General features: G+C 70.7%; 17 protein-coding genes. 7 read left to right on the top strand and 10 right to left on the bottom strand.

The window, feature by feature from the left end; translation table 11 throughout:
- Window positions 1-13: 13 nt before the first annotated feature.
- Both ACFWZH_RS01880 and ACFWZH_RS01875 read right to left on the bottom strand, forming a co-directional pair.
- The gene (locus ACFWZH_RS01880) at window positions 14-1363 is read right to left on the bottom strand and encodes a carotenoid oxygenase family protein (RefSeq protein ID WP_384424302.1); all 1350 of its coding nucleotides are present in this window, start codon (window positions 1361-1363) and stop codon (window positions 14-16) included.
- Window positions 1360-2016 (bottom strand): hypothetical protein, encoded by a 657-nt coding sequence (locus ACFWZH_RS01875; RefSeq protein WP_384424301.1) that lies wholly within the window; start codon window positions 2014-2016, stop codon window positions 1360-1362. Before ACFWZH_RS01875 ends, ACFWZH_RS01880 begins: the two co-directional genes overlap by 4 nt.
- A gap of 57 nt (window positions 2017-2073) precedes the next feature.
- Here ACFWZH_RS01875 and ACFWZH_RS01870 point away from each other — a divergent pair, with 57 nt between their 5' ends.
- On the top strand, window positions 2074-2670 hold the full coding sequence (locus ACFWZH_RS01870; protein WP_384424300.1) for a PadR family transcriptional regulator: 597 nt from the start codon (window positions 2074-2076) through the stop codon (window positions 2668-2670).
- 60 nt (window positions 2671-2730) lie between these two features.
- A complete protein-coding gene (locus ACFWZH_RS01865; protein WP_384424299.1) occupies window positions 2731-3273 on the top strand; it encodes an RNA 2'-phosphotransferase in 543 nt (180 codons plus the stop codon).
- 27 nt (window positions 3274-3300) lie between these two features.
- Here ACFWZH_RS01865 and ACFWZH_RS01860 read toward each other — a convergent pair whose 3' ends face one another.
- The 3 genes from ACFWZH_RS01860 to ACFWZH_RS01850 all read right to left on the bottom strand — a co-directional run bounded on the left by ACFWZH_RS01860 (window position 3301) and on the right by ACFWZH_RS01850 (window position 5908).
- Window positions 3301-3864 (bottom strand): hypothetical protein, encoded by a 564-nt coding sequence (locus ACFWZH_RS01860; RefSeq protein ID WP_384424298.1) that lies wholly within the window; start codon window positions 3862-3864, stop codon window positions 3301-3303.
- Window positions 3865-3894: 30 nt separating this feature from the next.
- A complete protein-coding gene (htpX, locus tag ACFWZH_RS01855; RefSeq protein ID WP_384424297.1) occupies window positions 3895-4794 on the bottom strand; it encodes a zinc metalloprotease HtpX in 900 nt (299 codons plus the stop codon).
- A gap of 217 nt (window positions 4795-5011) precedes the next feature.
- Window positions 5012-5908 (bottom strand): LLM class flavin-dependent oxidoreductase, encoded by an 897-nt coding sequence (locus ACFWZH_RS01850; protein ID WP_384424296.1) that lies wholly within the window; start codon window positions 5906-5908, stop codon window positions 5012-5014.
- Between the two features lie 152 nt (window positions 5909-6060).
- Here ACFWZH_RS01850 and ACFWZH_RS01845 point away from each other — a divergent pair, with 152 nt between their 5' ends.
- Window positions 6061-6969 (top strand): Cof-type HAD-IIB family hydrolase, encoded by a 909-nt coding sequence (locus ACFWZH_RS01845; RefSeq protein WP_384424295.1) that lies wholly within the window; start codon window positions 6061-6063, stop codon window positions 6967-6969.
- Window positions 6970-7040: 71 nt separating this feature from the next.
- Here the strand turns inward: ACFWZH_RS01845 and ACFWZH_RS01840 are convergent, their stop codons facing one another.
- From ACFWZH_RS01840 to ACFWZH_RS01825, 4 genes are all read right to left on the bottom strand, one after another.
- The gene (locus tag ACFWZH_RS01840) at window positions 7041-8720 is read right to left on the bottom strand and encodes a GAF domain-containing sensor histidine kinase (RefSeq protein ID WP_384424627.1); all 1680 of its coding nucleotides are present in this window, start codon (window positions 8718-8720) and stop codon (window positions 7041-7043) included.
- Between the two features lie 103 nt (window positions 8721-8823).
- Window positions 8824-12408: a thiol reductant ABC exporter subunit CydD gene (gene cydD / locus ACFWZH_RS01835; protein ID WP_384424294.1), complete on the bottom strand. Its 3585-nt coding sequence runs from the start codon at window positions 12406-12408 to the stop codon at window positions 8824-8826.
- A gap of 39 nt (window positions 12409-12447) precedes the next feature.
- Window positions 12448-13449 (bottom strand): cytochrome d ubiquinol oxidase subunit II, encoded by a 1002-nt coding sequence (gene cydB / locus ACFWZH_RS01830; RefSeq protein WP_384424293.1) that lies wholly within the window; start codon window positions 13447-13449, stop codon window positions 12448-12450.
- 9 nt (window positions 13450-13458) lie between these two features.
- Window positions 13459-14967, bottom strand: a complete 1509-nt coding sequence (locus tag ACFWZH_RS01825) for a cytochrome ubiquinol oxidase subunit I (RefSeq protein ID WP_384424292.1) — start codon at window positions 14965-14967, stop codon at window positions 13459-13461.
- A 259-nt stretch (window positions 14968-15226) separates the two neighbouring features.
- Here ACFWZH_RS01825 and ACFWZH_RS01820 point away from each other — a divergent pair, with 259 nt between their 5' ends.
- The gene (locus ACFWZH_RS01820; RefSeq protein WP_384424291.1) at window positions 15227-15595 is read left to right on the top strand and encodes a cyclophilin-like fold protein; all 369 of its coding nucleotides are present in this window, start codon (window positions 15227-15229) and stop codon (window positions 15593-15595) included.
- Window positions 15596-15642: 47 nt separating this feature from the next.
- On the opposite strand, the gene hisC is transcribed toward ACFWZH_RS01820, so the two are convergent.
- On the bottom strand, window positions 15643-16722 hold the full coding sequence (gene hisC / locus ACFWZH_RS01815) for a histidinol-phosphate transaminase (protein ID WP_384424290.1): 1080 nt from the start codon (window positions 16720-16722) through the stop codon (window positions 15643-15645).
- Between the two features lie 415 nt (window positions 16723-17137).
- On the opposite strand from hisC, the gene ACFWZH_RS01810 reads away from it, so the two are divergent.
- The 3 genes from ACFWZH_RS01810 (at window position 17138) to ACFWZH_RS01800 (ending at window position 20748) form a co-directional block, all read left to right on the top strand.
- Window positions 17138-18238 (top strand): LacI family DNA-binding transcriptional regulator, encoded by a 1101-nt coding sequence (locus ACFWZH_RS01810; RefSeq protein WP_384424289.1) that lies wholly within the window; start codon window positions 17138-17140, stop codon window positions 18236-18238.
- 332 nt (window positions 18239-18570) lie between these two features.
- Window positions 18571-19632 carry a metallophosphoesterase gene (locus tag ACFWZH_RS01805; RefSeq protein ID WP_384424288.1) on the top strand — a complete coding sequence of 354 codons (1062 nt, stop codon included), beginning with the start codon at window positions 18571-18573 and terminating at the stop codon, window positions 19630-19632.
- 225 nt (window positions 19633-19857) lie between these two features.
- Window positions 19858-20748, top strand: a complete 891-nt coding sequence (locus tag ACFWZH_RS01800) for a hypothetical protein (RefSeq protein WP_384424287.1) — start codon at window positions 19858-19860, stop codon at window positions 20746-20748.
- Window positions 20749-20861 lie beyond the last annotated feature (113 nt).

Here is a 20861-nt window from a genome sequence, read left to right as displayed (position 1 = left end):
CGTGCCGACTCCATCAACCCACGTCATCCGGCAGCCAGTTGCCATGGAAGCCATAGGGCACACGCTGCGGGAGATGGACCGTGGCGACGGGGTCGGCGGATATGTCCTCGGCGTCGAGCACGACCAGATCGCTGGTGTCGGTGGTGGCGTCATAGACGTAAGTGATCAGCCAGCCCGGACCCCCCGGACGGTTGTCGGCGGGGGCGAAGACCGCCTCGCCCGGAGTGCGCCCCGCGGCGAAGTCGTGCCGGACAACCGCGCCGGTCAGCAGGTCGTAGCGGAGAAGGGCGCCGGGTATCTGCCCGCTCCCGGGGCCCTCGGCCGCTGTGGCATGGCCGAAGCGGGCCGGCTGCCCGGTGAGTCGGTCGTCGACCCTCGGGAATTCGCAGAACTGGTCGTCGAGCTGTTCCTCGCTGACGGTGCCGGCGGCGAGATCGATCGTCCAGCGCCAGAGGCAGGGAGGGGTCCCGCCCCCGAAGTCGGCATAGCGGGAGACATGGAGAACGATGCGGTGATCGCCGTCGTCATGGGCGTTCAGCGCGTGGAAGACATAGCAGGGGTCGAGGGGCAGCCAGCGGACCTCGCCATAGGGGTCGTCACGACGCAGCACACCCAGCCGGGCGCCGTACTCCGGATCCCAGCGGTACGGCATGCCGGGGTGGTTGCGGTCATGGACGAGCGGCAGGTCCATGAAGACGACATGCCCCTCGGTCAGATGGAAGTCATGCATCATCGTGTGCCCCGGGACATCGATGGGGCGGCTGATCACCAACTCCCCCGACGCATCGGCACGGTGATAGGTGAGATAGGGCGGGGTGGAGCCGCCATAGCCGAAGAAGTGCAGCTCACCGGTCGAGGGGCAGGTCTTGGGGTGGGCGGTCATCTGAGTGGTGAGCCGGCCGTCGAAGTCATGGACGCCGATGGTCTCCAGCTCATGGCCGGGCCGGCAGTCGATCTCGTAGGGGAGCGACGACTCGACCAGTGCGAGCGTGCGGCCGGCATGGCGGACGATGTGGGTATTGGCCGCGCCCGCCGTCAGATCGCGGCGGCCTTGGGCGTCCAGGACGGGCGCACCGTCGGTGAAGGTGGAGGTGCGCACCCAGCGGTTGCGGTAGGAGACCGCCCGGCCGCCCTCCAGGCGCAGTCCGTGGACCATGCCGTCACCGAAGAACCAGTGCGGTGTGGCGGCGTCCCGAGGGTTGGGACCGTTGCGCAGGAACCAGCCGCTGAGCTCGGGAGGGATCGTGCCGGTGACCGGGAGGTCGTAGGCGGTCAGCTCCTCCTTGACCGGTGCGAAGTTGCCTGCCATGTGCGGTGCGGGGGCGGTGGATTCGGTTGCGGTGGTGGGGGGTGTGGTGGTCATGACGCCAGGCCTTCCTGGATGTCGGTACGCACACTGGACTGCTGCAGGAATCGAGCCTTGGCTCGCTCCGGGTAGCTGGAGGTGAAGCGGACGGGGAGCACGAACCCGGCGACCTGGATGACGACCGTGAAGACCGTGTTCAACTCGTAGGCGGAGACGACGGCCTGAGCGGTCGCGGTAAGGGTGAAGGACACCGCCCATGCCGCCGTGAGCACCACGTTGATGCGGCGGAAGAGCGGGGTGCGCCAGACCTCCGGCGGGGCCATACGGCGTGCGATCCCCATCGTGAAGGGGCGCTGCACAGCGATCGACACCCAGGCGATGAGAGCCAGCCAGCCCATCGAGAGCGAACTGCCGTACATCTTGAGCCCGCTGTCGGGCTGGGCGAAGGCCAGCACGCTGAGTCCCGCGAAGAAGACGATCGTGCCGTACTCCAGCAGGCGGTAGTCCAGCGACAGGCCGGCGGCGCGGTCGGCTATGAGCAGCACGACCGAAACCACCAGGCCGGCCAGTGCGCCCCACTGCCAGCCGAACGAGCCCACCCCCGCGAAGACCAGCCATGGGATGAAGCCGCGCAAGTAGTTCATGATTCCCCCGATTTCGATCGCGACCGCACGCTTGGAGGCCCGGCCCGCACATTCCAACTTCGACATGTCGAATGTAGAAGCTCCACCTTTGACATGTCAAGAGTGGAAGGTAAAGTGCGAACCATGAGCCTGAGACATGCGGTGCTGGGCCTGCTGGCCGAATCCCCGGCGAGCGGCTACGACCTGATGAAGCTGTTCAACGCCTCGCTCTCGAACGTCTGGCCGGCCACGCAGAGTCAGGTGTACGGCGAGCTCACCAAGCTCACCACCGCCGGCCTCGTCGAGGTCGCCGCCCACGGCCCGCGCGGCCGCAAGGAGTACGCGATCACCGAGGAGGGCCTGGCGGAGCTGCGCCACTGGCTCACCGACGTCCCGCCCGGCGGCCCCACGCGCGACGACAGCGTGCTGCGCGTCTTCTTCCTCGGCATCGTCACCCCGCTCGAAGCGCAGGCGTACCTGCTCCAGAAGGCCGAGTTCGCCGCCCGCGCCCACGCCACGTACGAGCAGATCGCTCAGAACACCGACTGGGACGAGGAGATGATCTCGGTGCACGGGCGGATCGTCCTGGAGTACGGCCTGCGGATGACAGCTGCCCTCGAGGAGTGGGCCCGCTGGGCGGCCGAAGAGGTGACCAGCGCACGGGCGACGAAGGCGAGCGAGCTCGCGCGCGGGAGGCACGAGGCGAAGCCGCACGGGGAAGCCGCCGAAGAGGCGGAGTGACGCCGTTGTCCGGACTCGAATTCAGGTGCCGCCGTCGCCTGCGCGCGGCACCCTGGAGACATGGACAACCAGCGCTCCGTGCGCATCTCGAAGTATCTGGCGAAGCATCTGCGCCATGAACCGGAGCGGATCGGCATCACCCTCGACGCCCAGGGCTGGGTGCCCGTGGAGGAGCTCATAGCGGCCGCCGCTCACCATGGATTCCGCTTCTCCCGGGCGGAGTTGGAGTCGGTGGTGGCCGACAACGACAAGCAGCGCTACGCCATGCAGGACGGCCGGATACGCGCCAGCCAGGGGCACTCCGTGCGGGTGGACCTCGATCTGCCCCCGGCCGTACCACCCCCGTGCCTCTTCCACGGCACGGTGGCCCGCAATGTGGCCGCCATCCGGGCCGAGGGGCTGCGGCCGATGTCCCGGCACGCCGTCCACCTCTCGCCCGACCGCGAAACCGCGACCCGGGTGGGTGCACGGCGCGGCAGGCCCGTGGTTCTGATCGTGGACGCGGCGGCGATGCATCGGGCCGGCCACGTCTTCCAGGTCAGCGCCAACGGCGTCTGGCTCACCAGCCGCGTACCGGCCCGGTTCCTGCGCTTTCCGGGCTGAGCCCCGCATACCCAGGCACCCAGGCGCTCACAGCCCTGGCGCCCCCCACACCGGGAACCACCGCGCCAGGTCCTTCTCGATCGTCAGATCGTCCCCGAGCATCGCCCGCACCTGCAGCTCCAGCGGGTTGTCGCGCTTCTCGCCGCCCTCCTGCTTCGGCGCGAAGGGGTAGAACGTGCCCCGCTTGTAGAGGTAGACCAGCGCCAGCGACCGCTGCCGGGCATCGCGGAAGCCGAGCAGCGAGCACAGCAGCTGCGGCCCGAACCCCGCCTCCTCCAGGGAGGTGTTGACCGCGTGCAGGTCGTTGACCAGGCCGGCCACGTCCTGCGGCGCGTGCCGTACGAGCAGCCACGTATAGCCGTAGGAGTCCTGCGAGAACTCCACCGACCCGTCCAGCAGAGCCCGCGCCTCCTCCTGGATGCGGGCGAACGCACCGCCCTCGACGCTCGCGAAGCACACCGACCCCACGCCGGTGGCTTCGAAATCGGCCGCGGCCTGCAGCGTCACCGCGGCCGACGGCAGCGCGAAGAGCTGGTCCAGGTCGGGGCGTACCGGCTTGCTGCGGCCGAGGATGGCGTCCAGAAATCCCATGCGCGGCTTACTCCTTTCGCTTCCGGCCCGTCACGGCCGACCCAGCTGCGCCGCGATGCGTCCCAACTGCTCCAGCCGCGCCTCCAGCGTCGGGTGCGAGGACAGCAGCCGACTGAAGCTCTCCTTGTTGAACGCCGGGGCGAAGTAGAACGCGTTGAACGGCTGGGCCTTGCGCAGGTCCTCGGTCGGGATCCGCGCGATCTGGCCGGTGACCTTCGTGAGCGCGGCGGCCAGCGCCGACGGCCGGCCGGTGAGCAGCGCGGCGGCCCGGTCGGCGGACAGCTCGCGGTAGCGGGACAGCAGCCGGGTCAGCAGGAAGCTGATCGCGTAGACGGCCACACTGACGGCGGTGACGATGAGCACGGCGATGGCCGCGTTCTGGTCGCGGTTGTTGCGGCCTACGCCGCTCCACAGGGCGGCCCGGGTGATGATGCCCGCCAGTACACCGAGGAAGGACGCGATGGTCATCACCGCGACATCACGGTGGGCGACATGGGAGAGCTCGTGTGCCAGCACCCCCTCCAGCTCCTCCGGCTCCAGCCGTCGCAACAGCCCCGTCGTGGCACAGACCATGGAGTTCTTCTGATTACGGCCCGTCGCGAACGCGTTCGGCACGTCCGACTCGGCGATCGCGACCCGCGGCTTGGGCATATCGGCCAGCGCACACAGCCGGTCGACCGCGCCGTGCAGTTCGGGCGCCTGCTCCGGCGTGACCTCGCGCGCGCCCATGCTGAACGCCGCGATCCGGTCGCTGAACCAGAACTGCGCGACGAACAGGCCGCCCGCGAGCAGCAGCACCACCACCCAGGCGCCCTTGAGCAGCACCACCAGCACGCCGACGACCACGACGTACAGCAGTCCGATGAAGAACATCGTCGTGACCATGCGCGAGGTGAGTCCGCGATCCGGAGCGAATCGGGTCCGTGCCATGGCTCCTCCACAAAAGCCGCACTTCGCGCAGTGCGCCGACCGCCGGTGCGGAGCCCCGCCCTGCGCACCGTGCCCGCGCACTGCGCCGTTGTCCCGATTCTCCCTCTTCCTTGCTATATAGGGGGTAAAGCTGAGGCCAGAGGCGGTCGGGCGCGTCGGGCCACCCGGAGGGCGCCGACGAGCGCGGCGGCCCACCTGGCGCCCGGCCCGGGACGGCCTACTTGCGCAGCTGCGCCAGGCCCTCCGTGGCGATCCGCTCGAAGACCGCGGTGTCGGCCGCGAAGAGCGAGTCGGCGATCGGCCAGTGGATCACCAGCTCGTCGAAGCCCAGCTCGGCATGCCGGCCCGCGAAGTCCACAAAGGCGTCCACGGAGTCCAGCGGACGGTCCGGGGTGAATCCGCTCAGCATGATCTTCTGCAGTTCACCGGCGTCCCTGCCCCCCTCGGCGCAGGCCTTGGCAAGCCGTTCGACCTGCCCTCGGACCGCCTGGAGCGATTCGTCCGACGTACCGCCCCCGTTGGAGACCTTGGGGTCGCCGGTCGTCACCCAGGCCTGGCCGTACTGGGCGGCCAGCTTGAGCCCGCGCGGCCCGGTGGCCGCCACCGCGAACGGAAGCCGGGGGCGCTGCACACAGCCGGGGATGTTGCGCGCCTCGTCCGCGGAGTAGTGCGTGCCCTCGTAGGAGACCGCGTCCTCGGTCAGCAGGCGGTCCAGAAGCAGCACGAACTCGGCGAAGCGGTCCGCCCGTTCCCGCGGCGACCAGGCCTCCTGGCCGAGCGCGGTGGCGTCGAAGCCGTTGCCGCCGGCTCCGATGCCCAGCGTGATCCGGCCGTCGCTGATGTCGTCGAGCGAGATCAGCTCCTTGGCGAGGGTGACCGGGTGCCGGAAGTTCGGCGAGGTGACCAGGGTGCCCAGCCGCATTCGCGAGGTCGCCGCCGCGGCGGCGGTCAGCGTCGGCAGGGCACCGAACCAGGTCTGGTCGCGGAAGGTCCGCCATGAGAGGTGGTCGTAGGTGTAGGCGGCGTGGAAGCCCAGCTCCTCGGCGCGCTGCCACTCCTCCCGCCCACCTTCGGACCAACGGCGGACGGGAAGTATCACGGTGCTCAGTCGCATGCCTCCGAGCGTACGGCGGCCCGCACGCTCGCAACGATCCGCCTTCTTCCCCACCCGTACCACCCCCGTTCGCACCCCTCGACCCGGACGTTCCGGGCTCATCCGCGCAACCCACCGCACGCCTGTGCGCAGTGGTACGGGAAGATGGGGCCGTGACTGATGCCCCCGCCACACCGCCCCGGGCGCCCGGACCAGCCGTTGCGCCCCGGCTGATCGCCACCGACCTCGACGGCACGCTGCTGCATGACGACAAGACGGTCTCCGACCGGACGATCGCCGCGCTCGCCGCCGCCGAGCGGGCCGGTATCGAGGTGTTCTTCGTCACCGGCCGGCCGGCCCGCTGGATGGGCCCGGTCAGCGACCATGTGCACGGTCACGGCCTGGCGATCTGCGCGAACGGTGCGGCCGTGGTCGATCTCCACCGCGGCGGCCGCATCGTCGAGGTCAACCCCCTGGAACGCACGGCCGCACTCCAGGTCGTGGACGCGCTGCGCAACGCGGCGCCCGGCACCTCGTTCGCGGTCGAGCGCACCAGCGGCATCCACTACGAGCCGCAGTATCCGCCGCTCCTGCTGGATCCCACCGCGTGCGTCGCACCGGCGGAGAAGCTGCTGGCCGAGGACTTCGTGGCGCCGCTGGACGGCACTGACGGCGGCGCCCCCGACTTCCCCGACCAGCCCGTCATCAAGTTGCTCGCGCACCACCCCGAGCTGGAGCCCGACGCCTTCCTGGCGCTGGCCCGTAAGGCCGCGGGCGATCTCGCGTCCTTCACCCGCTCCAGCCCGACCGCCCTGCTGGAGATCAGCGGCTCGGGCGTCAGCAAGGCCGGCACCCTCGCCCACTGCTGCGCGGAGCGCGGCATCACGCCGGATGAGGTCGTCGCCTTCGGGGACATGCCCAACGATATAGAGATGCTGACCTGGGCCGGCACCTCGTACGCCATGGCCAACGCCCACCCGGAGGTACTGGCGGCCACCACGCACCGTACGGCGTCCAACAACGACGACGGCGTCGCGATCGTCATCGAGGAGATCCTTCAGGAACACGGACGCCGGCCCTGACCGAGCACGGGCCGGACGGTTTCACGTGAAACATCCCGCGCGTGCAACGTCCGCCTCGACGAGGCGCGCCCTCACAGCGGCGCCTCCCACGTCACCATCGTCCCCGTTCCGTCCGTGCCGAGCCCCGGCCCATACGTGCTGCAGCCGCCCAGCGATTCCGCACGCTTGGCGAGGTTCTTCAGGCCGCTGCGGCGGCCGCCGTCCGGGATGCCGATGCCGTCGTCGGCGACGGTCAGACGGACCCCCTCGGCACCGTCCGGCAGTCTGATCGTCGCGTCGACGACGACCTCGATCCGGGAGGCCTGAGCGTGCCGGAAGGCGTTCGACAGCGCCTCGCGCAGCGCGGCAATCAGGTTCTTGCCGGTCAGCTCGCCGACCCTCGAGTCGACCGCGCCGACGAAACTGGCCGACGGCTGGAAACCGAGCGGTACGGCGGCGGTGCCGATCTCCCGCAGCACGCGGGTGCGCAGCCCGGACGGCGCCTCGGCCGGGCCCTGCTGGAGGGCGAAGATCGCGGTCCTGATCTCCTGGATGGTGACGTCCAGCTCGTCGACGGCCTTGCCGACGCCCTGCACCACCTCGGGCACGACGGATCTGCGCTGGGCGCCCTCCAGCATCATGCCCGTCGCGAACAGCCGCTGGATGACGAGATCGTGCAGGTCACGGGCGATCCGGTCGCGGTCCTGATAGACCGCCAGGCGCTCACGGTCGCGCTGGGCGTCGGCCAGCACCAGCGCCAGCGCGGCCTGCGCGGCGAACTGGGTGGCCAGGGTCCGCTCGGCGCCGGTGAACGGGCGGGCGCCACGGGACCGCGGGGTGGCCAGCGTGCCGAGCACCCGGCCGCCGCTCTTGAGCGGCAGCATCATGCTCGGCCCGAAGCGGGGTGCGAGGGCCGTCACCATGCGCGGGTCGGTGGCCGAGTCGTCCACGAACACCGGCTCCCCGGCGAGGAGTTGTTCGGCCACCGGGCTGTCGGGCGGAATCTGCGTCCCCATGATCCCGGCGGGTTCGTCCGCCGAGACCGCGACGATCTCCAGACCGCCCTCGTCGTCGGGCAGCAGCACGATGCCGGCCGCCGAGTCCGCCAGCTTCCGCGCCTGCTCGGCGACCACCGCGAGTGCGTCGTCGACGTCGCTGCCGGCGAGAAGTTCGGTGGTCACCGCCACCGAACCGTCGATCCACCGCTCCCGCTGCCGGGTCGCCGCGTGCAGCCGGGCGTTGCCGATCGCGATACCGGCCTCGGTGGCGAGCACCCGCACCATGTGCAGGTCCTCCTCGCTGAACTCCCCGCCGCCGCGCTTCTCCGTCAGATACAGATTGCCGAAGATCTCGCCCTGGACGCGGACCGGCACCCCCAGGAACGTCCGCATCGGCGGATGGCCCGGCGGGAATCCGGCCGAGCGGGAGTCCTGGGTGAGGTCGGCGAGGCGCAGCGGCTTGGGGTCGTGGATGAGCGCCCCGAGCAGGCCCTTGTGCCCGTCGGGCAGCGCACCGATCCGCTTGTGCTCCTGCGCGGTCACGCCGTACGTCACGAAGTCCGACAGCCCCTCGCGGGCGTCGTCGATGATGCCGATGGCGGCGTAACGGGCATCGGCGAGCTCGGCGGCGGTCTCCACGATCCGGTCGAGGGTGATGTGCAGGTCGAGACCCGCGCCGACGGTGCGCATCGCCTCCAGCAGCTGCGGCACCCGGGCGGTCAGCTCGGACGACAGCCCCTGCAGGCTGCGGGTGGCCTCGGTGGCGGCGTCCATGGGATCGGGAGCCGGGCTCGCCTCACCGCGCCCGGCGCCCATGGGGTCCGGGCCCGCGGATCCTGCCGTGGCTGCCATGCTCAAGAGCCTAATAAGGGGACATTTACGGAGCCATTTCTACGGATCCGGCCATCGGCAGGGCCGCGTCCACCGCCCGCTCGCGCTCCAGCATCCGCCGGAACGGGCCGTCGGCCGCCGCCAGCTCCGCGTATCCCCCGCGCTGCACGACGTGTCCGCGATCCAGCACCAGCACCTCGTCGACGGCGTCGAGCCCGGTGAGCCGGTGGGTGATCAGCACCGTCGTACGGCCCTCGGTCGCAGCCAGCAGATCGGCGGTCAGCGCATCGGCGGTGGCCAGATCCAGATGCTCGGCGGGCTCGTCCAGAACGAGCACCGGGAAGTCCGCGAGCAGCGCACGGGCCAGGGCCAGCCGCTGCCGCTGGCCACCGGACAGCCGGGCGCCGTGCTCCCCGACCATGGTGTCCAGACCGTCGGGCAGCCCGCGCACCCAGTCGGCGAGCCGCGCCCGGCCCAGGGCGTCCCAAAGGTCCTGGTCATCGGCGTCGCCCAGGTCCGCGCGCCGGTCCCGGCGGGCGAGCCTGAGGTTCTCCCGCAGCGAGCTGTCGAAGAGGTGCGCGTCCTGCGCGCACAGCCCCACCAGCCGCCGTACCGCGTCGCCGTCCAGCGTCCGGGCGTCCGTCCCGCCCAGCGTGTACGCCCCCGACTCGGGGTCCAGGAAGCGCAGCAGCACCTGCGCCAGCGTGGTCTTGCCGGAACCGGACGGACCGACGACGGCGACCCGGCGGCCGGCCGTCAGGGTGAGGCCGACCCCGTCCAACGCCGGCCGGGCCGAGCCGCCGTGGCGCGCGGCCAGATCCCGTACGATCAGCGGGAACGGCGTCTCGGGAGCCGCCGCGGGCGCGGTCGGCTCGTGCACCGGCGCAGGGGCGTCCAGCACCTCGAAGATCCGCTCCGCGGCGTGCCGGGTGCGCTGCCGGTACTGCACCGCCAGCGGCAGCCCGGTCACCGCCTCGAACGCGGCGAGCGGGGTGAGCACGACGACCGCCAGCGCCACCCCGTCCAGTCGGCCCGAGTGCACGGCCTGGACGCCGACGACCGCGGCGGCGGCGACCGTCAGCCCGCACAGCAGCGCCGAGAGCCCGGCACCGGTCCCGGCCACGGCGGCCGAGCGGGAGGCGATCCGGGTCAGCTCGCGGTCCGCGCGCCGCACCGATTCCGTACGGGCCCTGAGCGCGCCGGCCACCGTCAACTCGGCGGTCCCTGTAAGCACCTCGACGACCCGCGTGGCGAGCCGGCCGCGGGCCGGCGCCAGCCGGCGCTCCGTCCGCCGGGCCAGCGCGCCCGAGAGCAACGGCACCCCCGCACCCGCGAGCAGCAGCCCGACGGCGAGGATTGCCCCCGCCTCCGGCAGCAGCCAGCCGGTGAAGCCGACGGCGCCCGCGCCGACCACCACCGCCGCCCCGATGGGCAGCAGCCACCGCAGGAAGTAGTCCTGCACCGCATCGACATCGGCGACCAGCCGCGACAGCAGATCGCCGCGGCTGCGCTCCTTGAGCCCGGCCGGCGCCAGCCGCTCCAGCCGCCGGAAGACGGCGACGCGTACGTCGGCGAGCATCCGGAACACCGCGTCATGGGCGACCAGCCGCTCGGCGTACCGGAAGACCGCGCGCCCGATGCCGAACGCCCTGGTCGCGGTCACCGCCACCATCAGATACAGCACCGGCGGTTGCTGCGCGGCCCGCGAGATCAGCCACCCTGAGGTCGCCATCAGGCCCACCGCGCTGCCCAGCGCGAGGCTCCCCAACAGCAGCGCCAGCCCGAACCTCGCCCGGCGGGCACGCGCCATCCGGCGCAGACGGGTGAGCGCGCCACCGTGGGCGGCGTCCGCCCCGGCCTCGCCCGAGTACGCGGGATCGGCGGGCCCGCCCGGGGCCGCGGCGGAGTCCGGGACCCGGTCGCGGGCCGCGACCGCGACCGGCACCGGTGCCGGCTCCGCGGCGGCTGCCGGATCGGGCAGTCGCACGACCCGGTCCGCCACCGCCAGCAGCGCGGGCCGGTGCACCACGAGCAGCACCGTACGGCCGACCGCGAGCCGGCGGACCGCGGCGACGATCGCCTCCTCGGTCTCGCCGTCCAGATTCGCAGTGGGCTCGTCCAGGAGCAGGATCGGGCGGTCGGCGAGGAAGGCCCGGGCGAGCGCGAGGCGCTGGCGCTGACCGGCGGAGAGCCCGGCGCCGGACTCGCCGAGCCGGGTCGCCGTGCCGTCGGGCAGCGCGTCGACGAAGTCCAGCGCCCCGGCGTCGGCGAGCGCGGTGCGTACCGCCGCGTCGTCCGCGTCCGGCCGCGCCAGCCGTACGTTCTCGGCGATCGAGCCGGCGAACAGATGCGGGTGCTGCGGAACCCAGGCGATCCGCTGTCGCCAGCTGTCGGGGGCGAGGGAGGCGATGTCCCGGCCGTCGACCAGGGCCCGGCCCTCGGACGGTTCGGTGAAGCCGAGCAGCACGCTCAGCAGCGTGGTCTTGCCGGCGCCGGAGGGGCCGACCAGCGCGACGGTCTCGCCCGTCCGGACCTCGAACGAGGTCGCGGGAAGGGAGTCGGCGGCCCGCCCGGGGTGGCGGACCACCAGCTCCTCGACGGCGAGGGCGGTACCCCGAGGGGCGGGCGCGGTGCCGGGCACCGGCAGCGGCGTCTCCAGCACCTCGAAGATCTCCTCGGCGGCCGCGAGCCCCTCGGCCGCGGCGTGGTACTGCGCGCCCACCTGCCGCAGCGGCAGATACGCCTCGGGCGCCAGCACCAGCACCATCAGCCCGGTGTAGAGGTCGAGTTCGCCGTGCACCAGCCGCATCCCGATACCGACCGCGACCAGCGCGACCGAGATGGTGGCGAGCAGCTCCAGCGCGAAGGAGGAGAGGAAGGCGATCCGCAGGGTGCGCAGGGTCGCGCGGCGGTACTCGCTGGTGATGGTTCGGATGGCGGCGGCCTGGGCCTTGGCCCGGCCGAAGACCTTGAGGGTGGGCAGGCCCTCGACGACGTCGAGGAAGTGCCCGGAGAGCCGGGCGAGCAGCCGCCACTGGCGGTCCATCCGGGATTGGGTGGCCCAGCCGATCAAGATCATGAAAAGGGGGATCAACGGGAGGGTGAGGACGATCGTCAGCGCCGAGACCCAGTCGCCGCTGACGATCCGGGCGAGCACCGCGACGGGAACGACGACGGCCAGTCCCAGCTGCGGCAGATAGCGCGAGAAGTAGTCGTCCAGGGCGTCGATACCGCGGGTGGCGAGGGTGGTGAGCTCGCCGGTACGCAGCTCGGTGGCGCCGGCCCGGGACATGGCGGACGCGCCGGGCCCGAGCTGTGCCGCCCGCTCGACCAGCCGCATCCGCAGCTCCGACTTCACCGCCGCACCGGCGCGGTGCGCGGCCAGCTCGGTGAGCCAGGAGATCAGGCCACGTCCGACGGAGACCGCAGCGAGCAGCGCCAGTGGTGTGGTCAGGCCGCCGAGATCGAGGTCGTGCTGGAAGGCGCCGACCACGATCTCGGCGATCAGCATCGCCTGGCCGACGACCAGGCCCGCTCCGGCAAGCCCGAGTACCACCACCGCGACAAGGAAGCCGCGGGTGGCGCGGGCGTATCGGAGCAGACGCGGGTCGACGGGTTTCACGTGAAACATTCCATCCTGCTGAGGCCGCCCCGAGGAGCGGCGGTTCAGCTAGTGGGCATCGGCGATGTGCTGGGTGCCGATTCGCTTGCGGAACACCCAGTACGTCCACCCCTGGTAGAGCATCACGAGGGGCGCGGCGATCACCGCACACCAGGTCATGATCTTCAGGGTGTAGGGACTGGACGAGGCACTGCTGACCGTGAGACTCCAGCTCTCGTTCAGCGTCGACGGCATGACGTTCGGGAAGAGCGTCAGGAACAGCATCGCGACCGCCGCCGCGATGGTGACGCCGGAGAAGGCGAAGGCCCAGCCCTCGCGCCCGAGCTTGTTGGCCCCGAGCGCCGCGATCAGGGCGACCACCGCGACGATCATCGCGATCAGGCTGCTGCCATCGCCCTTGTCGGCCTGAGTCCAGCTCAGGAAGCCGACCGCGAGCACGGCGGTGATCAGTCCGAGGACGGTCGCGGTCCTGCGCGCCCGCTCCCGTATGTCACCGACCGTCTTGAGCGAGGCGAACACCGCGCCGTGGAAGGTGAACAGCGTCAGCGTGACCAGGCCGCCGAGGATCGCATACGGGTTGAGCAGGTCGAGAAGGCTTCCGACGTACTCCTTGTGCGCATCGATCTTCACGCCGCGCACGATGTTGCCGAACGCGACACCCCACAGCACCGCGGGCAGCAGCGAGGTCCAGAAGATCGCCTGCTCCCAGTTGCGCTGCCAGCGCTCCTCGTTCCGCTTGGCGCGGTACTCGAAGGCGACCCCGCGCACGATCAGGCAGACGAGGATGACCAGCAGCGGGAGGTAGAAGCCGGAGAACAGGGTGGCGTACCACTCGGGGAAGGCGGCGAAGGTCGCACCGGCCGCGGACAGCAGCCAGACCTCGTTGCCGTCCCACACCGGCCCGATGGTGTTGATCAGTACGCGCTTCTCACGGCGGTCGCGGGCGAGGAGCTTGGTCAGGACGCCGATCCCGAAGTCGAACCCTTCGAGGAAGAAGTACCCGGTCCACAGGAAGGCGATAAGGACGAACCAGACGTCGTGGAGTTGCACAGTCGCCTCCTAGTACGAGAAGGCCATCGGCCGGTCGGCGTCGGTACTGTCGCCGCCGATCTTGGTGGGCGGGTTGAGGTCGGAGTCGGTGAGCTCCTGGGGTCCGGCCTTGACGTACTTCACCAGCAGCTTGACCTCGACCACGGCGAGGATCGCGTAGAGCGTGGTGAAGACGATCATGGAGGTGAGCACCTCGCCCTGCGAGACTCCCGGGGAGACCGCGTCCGAGGTGCGCAGCACGCCGTAGACGACCCAGGGCTGGCGGCCCATCTCGGTGAAGATCCAGCCCCACGAGCTCGCGAGGAGCGGGAAGCCGAGGGTGACGAAGGCGAGCGACCAGTACGCCTTGCTCAGCCGGGCACCGAGCGCCTTGTTCTTGGTGAGCGCGAGCCGGGGTGGCTCCTCGTCCCCCGTGCGCAGCCCCGGCGCCAGCCAGAACTTCTTGCGGGTGAGCCAGAGCCCGGCGAGCCCGATGGCGAACGACGACATACCGAAGCCGATCATCCAGCGGAAGCCCCAGTAGGCGACCGGGATGTTGGGCCGGTAGTCGCCGGGCCCGAACTTCTGCTGCTCGGCCCTGTTGACGTCGTTGATGCCGGGCACCGGCGAGGAGAAGTCGTTGTGCGCGAGGAAGGAGAGCAGGCCGGGCACCTCGATGGCGACCTTGTTGTGGCCCTTGTCGACGTCGCCGTAGGCGAAGATCGAGAACGGCGCGGGCTTCTCCGTTTCCCACAGCGCTTCTGCGGCGGCCATCTTCATGGGCTGCTGCTTGAACATCACCTTGCCCAGCTCGTCACCGCTGACCGCGGTGAGGGTGCCGGATATGACGAGGGTGATCAGCCCGAGCCGCAGCGATGTCCGCATGACCTTGATGTGCTTCTTGCGCATCAGGTGGAACGCGGAGATGCCGACCATGAACGCGGCGCCGGTCAGGAAGGCCGCGGTCAGCGTGTGGAAGACCACGACCAGGGTGGTGTCCTGGGTCAGCACCTTCCAGAAGTCGGTGAGTTCGGCGCGCCCGTTGGCGGCGTTGTACTTGTAGCCGACCGGGTGCTGCATCCAGGAGTTCGCGGCGAGGATGAAGTACGCCGAGAGGATCGTGCCGATCGAGACCATCCACATGCAGAAGCAGTGGATCTTCTTGGGCAGCTTGCCCCAGCCGAAGATCCACAGTCCGATGAAGGTGGACTCGAAGAAGAACGCGATGAGCGCCTCGAAGGCCAGCGGGGCACCGAAGACGTCGCCGACGAACCGCGAGTAGTCGGACCAGTTCATACCGAACTGGAACTCCTGGACGATGCCGGTGACGACACCCATCGCGATATTGATCAGAAACAGCTTGCCCCAGAACTTGGTGGCCTTGAGGTACTTCTCCTTGCCCGTTCGCACCCATGCGGTCTCAAGTCCGGCCACCAGAGCGGCGAGGGAGATCGTCAGGGGGACGAAAAGGAAGTGGTAGACGGTCGTGATGCCGAATTGCCATCGCGCCAGTGTCTCTGGCGCCAACGCCAGTTCCACGCCTTGCTCTCCTTACGTCGCCATTGCCCTAGGGGCAATGTCCCTTTTGCGCCACATAAAGCGGTACATACCGGGACGGGCTTGTGAACGCGTTCACATTCACAAGCATTATCTCCTATGGCCGAATCGCTACACCCAGGGGGGTGCGTGACCGCGGTCACGCTCGATTCCGTGGCACATGGCCGCTTCTGTCGAACCCGCCGAGCGCGCCTGCACACCCTCTTCCTCAGGGCTTCAACATATTGTTGAATTCATCGCCATGAAGATCCGCATCACATGGCCCGCAGGGCAATTGACCGCCACCCTCGACGACACCCCGACCGCCGCGGCACTCGTCGCCGCACTGCCGGTCGACTCCACCGCCCACACCTGGGGCGACGAGGTCTACTTCGACACCGGCCTCACACCCGCGCTGGAGGCCGACGCCCGCCAGGTCGTCGAACCCGGCACGGTCGCCTTCTGGCCCCCGGGCAACGCCCTCGCACTGCCCTACGGCCCCACGCCGATATCCGAGGGGGACAAGCCGCGCCTCGCCTCCCCCTGCAACGTGCTGGGCCGCATCGACGGCGACCCCCGCGCACTGGCCACCGTCCGCAGCGGCGACCCCATCCACGTCCAAAAAGCCTGAGGCCGCAGGTCAGGGACCCACGGCCTCCGGCAAAGTCTTACGACGGCTTACAGCGCCTTGCGAAACTCCTCCGCGGCCTGCAGGAACAGGTCCATCGCCGGCTTCTCGCCGATCGTGACCCGCACGCCCTCGCCGGGGAACGGGCGCACGACCACGCCGGCCCGCTCACAGGCCGCCGCGAAGTCGGTCGTACGGTCCCCCAGCCGCAGCCAGACGAAGTTGGCCTGCGTCTCGGGGACCGTCCAGCCCTGCCCGAGCAGACCGTCGACCACCCGTGCGCGATCGGCCACCAGCGCGTCGACCCGCTCCATCAGGGCCTGCTCGCTGCGCAGCGACGCCACCGCCGCCTCCTGCGCGAGCTGGCTCACCCCGAACGGCACCGCCGTCTTGCGCAGCGCGGCGGCCACCGGCTCGTGCGCCACCGCGAAGCCGACCCGCAGCCCCGCCAGGCCGTACGCCTTGGAGAACGTGCGCAGCACACAGACGTTGGGGCGGTCGCGGTAGAGGTCGATGCCGTCGGGCACCTCGGCGTCACGGATGAACTCGCGGTACGCCTCGTCCAGCACCACCAGCACATCGCTCGGCACCTGGTCCAGGAAGGACTCCAGCTCCGCACGGCGCACGACGGTACCCGTGGGGTTGTTGGGGTTGCAGACGAAGATCAGCCGGGTCCGGTCGGTGATCGCCGCGAGCATCGCGTCCAGATCGTGCACCTCATCGGAGGTCAGCGGGATCTGCACCGGGGTGGCGCCGGAGATCTGGGTGACGATCGGGTACGCCTCGAACGACCGCCAGGCGTAGATCACTTCATCGCCGGGCCCGGCCGTCGACTGGACGAGCTGCTGGGCCACGCCCACCGATCCGGTCCCGGTCGCCAGATGCTCCACCGGCACCGAGAACCGCTCGGACAGCTCCGCCATCAGGCCCGTGCAGGCCATGTCCGGGTAACGGTTGAAGGAGCCGGCGGCGGTGACCGCCTGCTCCAGGACGCCCGGCAGCGGCGGATAGGGGTTCTCGTTGGAGGACAGCTTGTACGCCACCGGGCCACCGGTCGACGCCGGCCGGCCCGGCTTGTAGGTGGGGATACCGTCCAGCGCAGCGCGCAGCTTCGGGGTCTTCTCGCTCACCGCAGGTCCTCCTCGACCATCCCGCTCCTCTTCAATACTGCACACCTTATGAGGATTGGCCCGTTCGGCGTCAGCCCCGACCGGGGCCCGGATCGCCGCCCGCACCGCGTCCGCCCCCGCCCGGCCGCTTGACGCGACCCCGCGCAAAGCCTCCGGGGCGCGCTCCCCGAACCAGCGCGCGCCGGTGGCTCGCGCCGTGGCGCGCATCCCTCGTCAAGGTGACTTGAGACCGCTTCGAGACCTGAACCGATCGCCAGGCGAGGACGCCAGATCACCCCCCAAACGTTCGATGATGACACCAACTTCCTTTGTTTGATGGGTAGTTGACGACTCATCACCATGCAGAAACGTGCCTTTCCACCGTCTTCGTTCGAGCCCCGCGATTGGGCCTATCGAGCCCTACTATCGGCTCGCCATGACAGCAGCAGGGAAGCACCAGGTGAGCCGGTCGACCGGTCGCCGGCTGGGGCGGGCGGGCATCCGGGACGTGGCCGCCGCAGCCGGTGTGTCGATCACGACCGTCTCCGACGCGCTCAACGGCAAGGGCCGGCTTCCGGATGCCACCCGTAGCCACGTCCGCGAGGTGGCCGACCGGCTGGGCTACCGCCCGTCCGCAGCCGCCCGCACGCTCCGTACCGGCAAGTCAGGGCTCCTCGGCCTGACCGTGACCACGTACGGGGATGAACCTTTCACCTTCACCGAATTCGCGTACTTCGCGGAGATGGCCAGAGCCGCCACCTCCGCGGCCCTGGCCCGCGGCTATGCGCTGGTCATCCTCCCCGCGACCTCCCGCCACGACGTGTGGTCGAACGTCGCCCTGGACGGCACCGTCGTCATCGACCCCGCCGACGGGGACCCCGTCGTCACCGAGCTCGTCCGGCACGGCATTCCCGTCGTCTCCGACGGCCGCCCCGGCGGCACCCTGCCGGTCACCGGCTGGGTCGACAACGATCACGAAGCCGCCGTCCTCGGCCTGCTCGACCACCTCGCCGACGCCGGCGCCCGCCGCATCGGCCTGCTCACGGGCACCACCACCGACACCTACACCCGGCTGTCGACGACCGCCTATCTGAGCTGGTGCGAGCGGGTCGGCCAGGACCCGGTCTACGAGTCCTACCCGGCGCACGACCCGTGCGCGGGGGCCGTCGCCGCCGACCGGCTGCTGGCCCGCCCTGACCGGCCGGACGCCGTCTACGGACTCTTCGACCCCAACGGCACCGACCTGCTCGCCGCCGCACGGCGCTACGGCCTGCGGGTGCCGGAGGACCTGCTGCTGGTCTGCTGCAGCGAGTCCACCGTCTACGCCACCACCGAGCCGCCCATCACCACCCTGTCCCTCAAGCCGCGCCGCATCGGCACCGCCGTCGTCCAGATCCTCATCGACGCCATCGAAGGACTCGACAACGGGCGGCCCATCGAACAGGTGATACCGACCGATCTGATCGTGCGGACCTCGTCCCAGCGACGGTCCCCCAGGACGACGGTCAGTCCGCCACGGAAACCCGCAGGCGAGTGAGCGTGCTGCCATATACGGACGAGCGGGCGTTCCGGCCAATACCGGTCGCCTCTTCGGTCAGGAAAAAACTGGGCGATCACGGGAGAAATCAGCCGTGAACGGCGGGCTCCGCCGGATTGACCACCCCCGGGTGCGTCACAACCCGCGATCGGCGTTCCTATGATGGGCGGACGACACCGCGGACCGCCGTCGACCAGGCAAAGGTCCGAGAGGTGCACGGCGGCGCAACGGTGGAGGGGTCGATGACTCAGGGGGCCAGTCAGGGACCCATGGTGTGGACCATGGGGGGACAAACTCCGGAGTCCGCTCCGTTGCCCGGAATGCCCTCCGGCATGTCCGCCGGATCGCCCGTCCCGCCCGTCCCGCCCGCCGGTCCGCCGCTCCATCTGCCCGCCGGCCCCCCGGCCGCGCCCCCCGTGGTGCCGCCCGCGGCCCAGCCGGTCGAGCTGCCCGAGGAGTACACCCCGACCGCGCGCGATCTGCCGGTCATCACCCCGGGCCGCACCGACACCCTCATCGACCGCCCGGCCGTCGTCCCGGCGCCCGAGACGGCCGACGAGGCCGACGCGCCCGAGGGCATGGGCCCGCTGTACGTCGTCGGCGATGTGCACGGCTACTACGACGAGCTGCGCGAGGCGCTGGCCGCCGAGGGCCTGATCGACGCCGACGGCAACTGGGCGGCCGGCAACGCCCGGCTCTGGTTCCTCGGCGACTTCACCGACCGCGGCCCGGACGGCATCGGCGTGATCGACCTGGTCATGCAGCTCTCCGCCCAGGCCGCGGCGGCCGGCGGCTACTGCAAGGCCCTGATGGGCAACCACGAGCTCCTGCTGCTGGGCGCCAAGCGGTTCGGCGACACCCCCGTGCAGTCCGGTGCCGGCACCGCCTCCTTCCAGGCGGCCTGGCTCCTGAACGGCGGCCAGAAGACCGATATGGACCGGCTGCAGGACCACCACCTCCAGTGGATGGCCCGGCTGGACGCCGTGATGGAGGAGGACGGGCATCTGCTCGTGCACTCCGACACCACCGCCTACCTCGACTACGGCGACTCCATCGAGGCCGTCAACGACAACGTCCACGACGTGCTCACCCGCAGCGACGCCGACGAAGTCTGGGACCTGTTCCGCAAGTTCACCAAGCGCTTCGCCTTCCGCGACGAGTCCGGCTCGCAGGCCGTACGCGAGCTGCTGGACGCCTACGGCGGGGACCGCGTCGTCCACGGCCACAGCCCGATCCCGTATCTGCTGGGCGAGGTCGGCACGGAGGACAGCGAGGGCGACGGCATCGCCGTCGACGGTCCGCACGTCTACGCCGACGGTCTGGCCATCGCCATGGACGGCGGCATCACGATGGCCGGAAAGCTGCTGGTCGTTCAACTTCCGCTGACTGGCTGAGCGTTCCGGGGGCAGGTGTACGTCAAGCCTGGCGGCTGGTCGGCCGGGTCGGAATCGGGGGGCGGCACAGACGGAATCCGGTCGTGGCATTACTCAATTTCCGCAAACTCTCTGTCACCCCATGCCGGAGTCGCTCTACCATCGGGCTATCCGTAGCAGGCTCTCCTCCGTTTCCGCCCACTGCCCGGCCAACGCCGGCCGTACGGCCCTACGGAGCATCGGGGGATGCACATGAACAGCGCTCCGCACCTGCTGAACGAGGATCGCGCGGAATTCACGCGGATCCTCGATGAGGCGCTGCGTACCGCCGAATACCGCCCGGACGACCCCACCGCCGCCGCGGGAAAGCACCTGAGCACCGAGCAGTTGCGCACGATGGCGCTCAGCGCGACCACCGCCATCGCCGCCTGCGCAACGGCCGAATACCAGCGCTATGTGCAGCTCCGCGCCGAGTTGCGCGCGCCGGCGCCCGCAACGTCCGGCGCCGGTCTGAGCGGCGAGGAGCTGGGTGAGGCCGCCGACGGGGGGCTGGGACTGGCCACCGCCACGGCCATGGGCGAGGCCGAAACCACCGGTGCCGGGCTGGCCGCGATGATCACCGTCCTCGCCCCGGTCCTCGCGGGCATCGCCGCGGTCCTCTTCCTCCTCATCGGCTACGTCCTGCGCACCATCAGCCCCGACAAGTCCCTCGCGGAGCCGCTGATCAGCGTCGGCTGGATCTTCGCCGCGCTGGCCGCCGCCGGGACCCTCGTCGCGATGGGCTGCCTGCTCGTCACGGCGCTGCGCAACGGCCCGTCCGCCCGGTCCACCAGAGCCGACGAGCTGGGCGAGGCGCTGGACGACGCCCGCGAAGCCTGGCGGAGCGCCCTCCTGGAGCGCGGAGTGCTGCCCTTCCTCCGTGAAGCGCTGGCCGATCCGGCGGCCGCCCCCGACGACGACCCGGTCCGCTACGTCCCGCGCCGCACCACCGCTCCCGAGAGCCGCATCCCCACCCTCGGCTACACCCGCCCCGAATTCACCAGCCCCGACAGCGGCTCGTCGGGCTCCCGCCCCCGCTACTCCAGCCCGGACTTCACCAGCCCGGATTACGGGAGGCCGGATCACACGCCGGACTAGGGCGGGTCTCTCCGATCTCCGTGGGCCTGCGATGCCCGGCACACCGGCCACGTCCGCCGTCGCTCGGGCATCGCAAGGCCCGATCCGCCGGCGAGCCCGAGGTCCGTCGGCGT

This window comes from Streptomyces sp. NPDC059008, from assembly GCF_042749045.1.
Classification (GTDB): domain Bacteria; phylum Actinomycetota; class Actinomycetes; order Streptomycetales; family Streptomycetaceae; genus Streptomyces.
The sequence above is the reverse complement of the archived record's forward strand: the minus strand, read 5'-3'. Positions and strand labels throughout refer to the sequence as shown.